This window comes from Daejeonella sp. (assembly GCF_044232565.1).
Classification (GTDB): domain Bacteria; phylum Bacteroidota; class Bacteroidia; order Sphingobacteriales; family Sphingobacteriaceae; genus Daejeonella.
Genome location: NZ_JBIILQ010000192.1, coordinates 1 through 5,431, shown reverse-complemented (window position 1 = coordinate 5,431; position 5,431 = coordinate 1). Strand labels below are relative to the sequence as shown.

5 protein-coding genes are annotated in these 5,431 nt (G+C 38.8%); all 5 read right to left on the bottom strand.

Annotated elements, in window-relative coordinates:
- Positions 1-476: 476 nt before the first annotated feature.
- Complete coding sequence (def, locus tag ACILQF_RS10125) at positions 477-1,049, bottom strand: peptide deformylase (protein ID WP_395627292.1); 573 nt, start codon at positions 1,047-1,049, stop codon at positions 477-479.
- A 96-nt stretch (positions 1,050-1,145) separates the two neighbouring features.
- A complete protein-coding gene (locus tag ACILQF_RS10120) occupies positions 1,146-2,375 on the bottom strand; it encodes a M16 family metallopeptidase (RefSeq protein ID WP_395627291.1) in 1,230 nt (409 codons plus the stop codon).
- A gap of 235 nt (positions 2,376-2,610) precedes the next feature.
- Positions 2,611-3,258, bottom strand: coding sequence for a peptide-methionine (S)-S-oxide reductase MsrA (gene msrA / locus ACILQF_RS10115; protein WP_395627290.1), 648 nt, complete (start codon positions 3,256-3,258; stop codon positions 2,611-2,613).
- A 139-nt stretch (positions 3,259-3,397) separates the two neighbouring features.
- Positions 3,398-4,936, bottom strand: a complete 1,539-nt coding sequence (locus ACILQF_RS10110; protein WP_395627289.1) for a YifB family Mg chelatase-like AAA ATPase — start codon at positions 4,934-4,936, stop codon at positions 3,398-3,400.
- Between the two features lie 205 nt (positions 4,937-5,141).
- Positions 5,142-5,431 (bottom strand): inner membrane CreD family protein (locus ACILQF_RS10105; protein ID WP_395627288.1); only part of this gene is annotated, 290 nt, incomplete at its 5' end.

Sequence of the window (5,431 nt, the reverse complement as noted above, 5' to 3'; positions counted from 1 at the left end):
CATAATCGCTTAGTTAATCGAAATATCAATCAACGCTTAGCGAATCCCTTACTTAATCCTTTCGCTTGGGGCGCACTTCTTCAGCAGATTATGCAAGGGGATAAGAGTAGGGGGCAGTAGTAAGGAGCAAGCATAAATCTGATTCGACTGAAAATTCAGATGTCGCATTCCTGACAAAGCCAACCGACAACAGACAATTCGTTTTGGAGCAAGCATAAATTTGATTTGACTGAAAATTCAGATGTCGCATGCCTGACAACCGACAACAGACAACTCGTTTTGGAGCAAAGACTAAGAATAAATTTGATTCGACTGAAAATTCAGATGTCGCATGCCTAACCAACTAACCAACTAACCAACTAACCACTAACCAACTAACCAACTAACCACTAACCACTAACCAACTAACCAACTAACCAACTAACCAACTAACCAACTAACCACTAACCACTAACCACTAACCACTAACCAACCAGCTACCTTCTTCCCTTTTTAATCGCAGGAAATTTCATTTTATAATCCACCTTAACTAGTCCTTTTGAAATAGATGTAAGTCTGTTGGTTAGCATGGCTTTGCGTAGGGGACTTAATTTGTCGACGAAAAGTTTACCATCAATATGGTCGTATTCATGTTGTATTACCCTTGCTGCTAATCCGCTGAAAGTTTCCTGATGTTTAACCCAATTTTCATCAAAATAAGCTAGCGTTACATTTTGCTTTCTTTCAACGTCTTCACGAATATCAGGAATGCTTAAACAACCTTCGTTGAACGACCATTTTTCACCAGTTTCTTCTATAATTTCGGCATTAATGAACACTTTTTTAAAGTCTTTTAAGGAGGGCTCATCCTCTGCAAACGAAGTGGCATCGATCACAAATAAACGAATAGCTAATCCGATTTGCGGAGCTGCAAGACCTACCCCATGTGCACCATACATGGTTTCAAACATATTTCCGATTAACTCCTTCAAATTAGGGTACTCGGCTGTAATGTCTGTGGCTTTTTTACGAAGCACAGAGTCTCCATAGGCAATGATGGGTAATTTCATAATACAAAAATAGAATCTTTTCTAGTAGCTTACAAATTGGTGGCTTTTTGAATACGGATAAATACTGTTCAGTTCCATAAATTGAATGTTTTGAATCTATTCTTTCGGATTAAATATCAAGGAGCTCAACGATTTTTGGTCGAACATTTCGTTGGATATTTCAAGCAATTGGGAGGCACTTACTTTGGTAATTTTAGCAAATACCTCCTCCAAAGTATCTACTCTGTTAAAGTCGAGTAAGCTCTTGCTCATCGAAATAATAAGTCCCATTCTATTTTCCTCACCCAGTGCTATTTGTCCGATGAATTTATTTTTCGCCTGTTGTAACTGAATCGGACCAATTTTTTGATCTCTGAGTTTTTTCAGTTCTTTTTCAAGTAGTTTGATAGCTTTTTCTGTTTTCTCAGGATCCGTACCAAAATAGATAGAAAAGATTCCCGTATCGCTCATTGGGGTATAATTTGATTCAATGGTATAGGCGATACCATATTTCTCGCGTATTTCTAGATTTAAGCGTGAGCTCATGCCGTTTCCGCCCAATAAATTATTGAGCAATAAAAAGGCAGTCCTGTATTTATGATGAAATGAGTAGGATCGGTTTCCTATCACGCAATGAGCTTGGTTGATGGGTTTTGTAAAAACACTTTTTTGGGGTGTATAAGAACCTATCTTTTCGCGGACTCTTTCCGGTAAATTGGCAGGTATTTTACCGTACAGTTTTTCGCTGATGCGTATAACTGTTTTAAAATCATAATCACCTAACACACCAATGATGATTTCATCTGTTCGGTAATTGGATTTCATAAATTGCTGAATATCCTTTTTTTTGAAGCCTTTTACGGATGTTGGTGTTCCTAGAATGTTTCTTCCCAAAGAATGACCCTCAAAAAGAAGATCCTCAAAATCATCGTTTATAGCTTCATCGGGTTGATCTTGATAAGAGGAAATTTCATCTAGAATAACTTCTTTTTCCTTCTTCATTTCTTCTTCAGGAAAAACCGAATGGAAGATGATATCTTCAAAAAGATCAAGTGATCTTTCCAGATGTGGTTTTAAGAAGGAAGCATGAACGCAAGTGTATTCTTTGGTGGTATAGGCATTCAAATCTGCCCCAACTAGCTCAAGCCTATTTAAAATTTGGTTGGTATTCCTTTTTTCAGTCTGTTTAAAAAGTAAGTGTTCAATAAAATGAGCAAGTCCATCTTTAGCATGATCTTCATCACGGGATCCTGCATTGATGATAATACAGGCATGCGAAATATTTGAAGGGCTTGGTTTATGCAAAACACGTATTCCATTTTGCAATTGGTGAACTTGATAATCCATTTAGTAAATGTAGATAATAGAATTAGGAATTGAGGGTCGGAAGTATGAGGTATGAGGTATGAGGTATGAGGTATGAAGTATGAGGTATGAGGTATGAGGTCTGAAGTATGAGGTCGGAGGTCTGATGTCTGAATTCCGATTTCCGATATCATCAGACATCAGACTTCCGACTTCGCTTTGATTTGATTTCCGATATGCTCAGACCTCAGTCTTCAGACCTCCTACTTCGGTCTTCCTACCTCAGTCTTCCCTTATACGTCTTCTTAAACAACTCAAACCGTGGCATTGAAACAGCTTTCACATATCCCTGATTAGGATTATGTTCAATATAATCTTGATGATATTCTTCGGCTCTATAAAACTCCGTAAGTGGTTTTAATTTGGTTACGATTGCTTTTTTAAACCTGCCAGAGGTGCTAATATCTTTTACTGCTTGTTCTGCAATGGCTTTTTCAGTCGGACCATTATAAAATAATATTGAGCGGTAAGATGAACCTCTATCAGGTCCTTGCTGGTTAGGTGTTGTTGGATCATGTGATGCGAAGAATATCTTACACAGTTCTGCGTAGGATATTATCTGGGGATTATAATAAACGAGCACCGTTTCTGCGTGACCGGTTGTTTCAGTATTCACTAAATCATAGGTTGGGTTGGGGACATTACCACCTGCATATCCTGAGATGGCTGAATCTATTCCTACCACCGATTCAAAAATATGTTCAGAACACCAAAAGCATCCTTCAGCAAATGCGGCGATGGCTTTTCCTTTTGGTGCAACAAGCTTTACTTTTCTGACATCCGATTTTTTCTGAGATATGGCATCACATGAAAAGAGGATTAGAGCTAAGGATAAAACTGGAAATAGTTTGAATAGACGTATCATTTAAATGCTTTTCGTAAATATAAGCAATAGATAGATGGTTAGAATGTGTAAGATAAAAATAGACATTCCTATGATTTTATTTTTTTTCAGCAACACAATATTCACAAGGTTTCATTTCATTTATAATTTCCTCCTCATATCACCCCGCCCATCCATCCCTATCCAAACTCCGGTAATGTATCGCCTCAGCAAGATGCTCAAGCAGGATCTCTTCCGTACCGGCAAGGTCAGCGATGGTTCTGGAAACTTTCAGGATCCGGTCGTACGCCCGGGCGGATAAACCCAGTTTTTCCATTGCCTGTTTCAGTAATGCTTGTCCCCCATCACTTATTTTACAGATTTTTCGCACCATATTCGGACTCATTTGCGCATTGCAAAAAACATCTTCATTTTCTTCAAAACGCACAATTTGGATGTTTCTAGCAAGAGTTACACGTTCTCGTATAACCCTACTTTTTTCACTTAATCGTTCGGAGGCGAGTTCATTAAAGTTTACTGGTGTAACCTCTACATGTAGGTCGATGCGGTCGAGTAGCGGACCAGAGATTTTGCTTAAGTATTTTTGAACCACGCCGGGTGCACAAATGCATTCCTTTTCGGGATGATTAAAGTATCCACATGGGCATGGGTTCATGGAGGCAACAAGCATAAAACTAGCGGGGTAGTTTACGGTCGATTTCGCTCTTGAAATAGTTACGCGGCGTTCTTCCAAGGGTTGGCGCATCACCTCGAGTACGCTACGTTTAAATTCTGGCAGTTCATCCAAAAAGAGCACGCCGTTATGGGCGAGTGATATTTCTCCGGGTTGGGGATTGGTGCCACCACCAACAAGCGCCACATCGCTAATGGTATGGTGCGGAGAACGGAATGGTCTGATGGTCATTAAAGAATCGGATGCAGCGAGTTTACCGGCTACTGAATGAATTTTGGTGGTGTCGAGCGCTTCATATAAATCGAGGGGAGGTAAAATGGTAGGAAGTCGCTTGGCGAGCATGGTTTTTCCGGCACCTGGCGGACCAATTAAAATTACATTATGCCCTCCAGAAGCAGCTATTTCTAAGGCACGTTTGATATTTTCTTGTCCTCTAACATCCGAGAAATCACTATCGTAGTTATTGATTTTATAGCCAAATTCTTCCTTGATATTCACAATGGTTCTTTCTAATGTCATTGTATTTTCAAAAAAGCCTATCACTTCAGAAAGACTGCTTACACCATAAACCTCAAAATCTTCAACAATTGCAGCTTCTCGTGCATTTTCTTTTGGTAGAATCAAACCTTTAAACCCATCCCTTTTTCCTTGAATGGCAATTGGGAGTGCTCCTTTTATGGGTTGTAATCCGCCATCTAATGAAAGTTCCCCAAGAATAAGATATTCTTCCAGTCTGTTGCTTAAAAATTGCCCTGAAGCGCCAAGAATACCAATTGCAATGGGTAGGTCGTAAGCGGAACCCTCTTTCCTGATATCTGCTGGAGCCAGATTTACAATAATTCGTTGCCTAGGCATTTGAAAAACTGAATTATTAAGCGCACTTTCAATCCGAAGCATACTCTCTTTCACCGCATTGTCTGGAAGTCCCACCACAAAATAGTTCAGTCCGCTACTGATGTTCACTTCAATAGTTATGGTAATTGCTTCGATACCATAAACGGCACTTCCAAAGGTCTTTGCTAACATAATTACACAATGTAACCAGCCTTAAAGGTGTGGAATTACTAATTTAGTGAATGGTGTCTATTATTTAGTGAACGGTATTTTTTTATGGTTATCTGCTTTCATATTTTCCTAATTGACTAAGACATTGAAGCTAATCAAAGATTTTTTCGACATACGGCATGAAAAATTATCGAGATTAAATAGCGCTATTTGATCTCGAAACATTTTAAGCCTCTGAATTTGGCATTTCATTCCTATCTTTTTCTAAACTTACCTTTTGCGACAGGTACATTAATGCTGCGATAATTAGGAATAAACCAATACTTCCCACCAAAAGTGCCATGTCTTGCAGCTGAATAATTATAAAAATAAAACTGTATAAAACGCCCAAAATTCCGGCAAAAAGTAGCGCTGTTTTTCTACTTTTAAGTAAGGATTGAATGAATAAACCGATGAGTCCCACAGTAGCAAAAGAGGCAATTAAATAGGCTAAATTGAAACCCATTTGTTCGCTTA

What these genes read in the sequence shown, in the direction of transcription:
- def (WP_395627292.1), bottom strand. Translation starts at nt 1,049, where the DNA reads ATGAAATTACCCATCATTGCCTATGGAGACTCTGTGCTTCGTAAAAAA.
- ACILQF_RS10120 (WP_395627291.1), bottom strand. Translation starts at nt 2,375, where the DNA reads ATGGATTATCAAGTTCACCAATTGCAAAATGGAATACGTGTTTTGCAT.
- msrA (WP_395627290.1), bottom strand. Translation starts at nt 3,258, where the DNA reads ATGATACGTCTATTCAAACTATTTCCAGTTTTATCCTTAGCTCTAATC.
- ACILQF_RS10110 (WP_395627289.1), bottom strand. Translation starts at nt 4,936, where the DNA reads ATGTTAGCAAAGACCTTTGGAAGTGCCGTTTATGGTATCGAAGCAATT.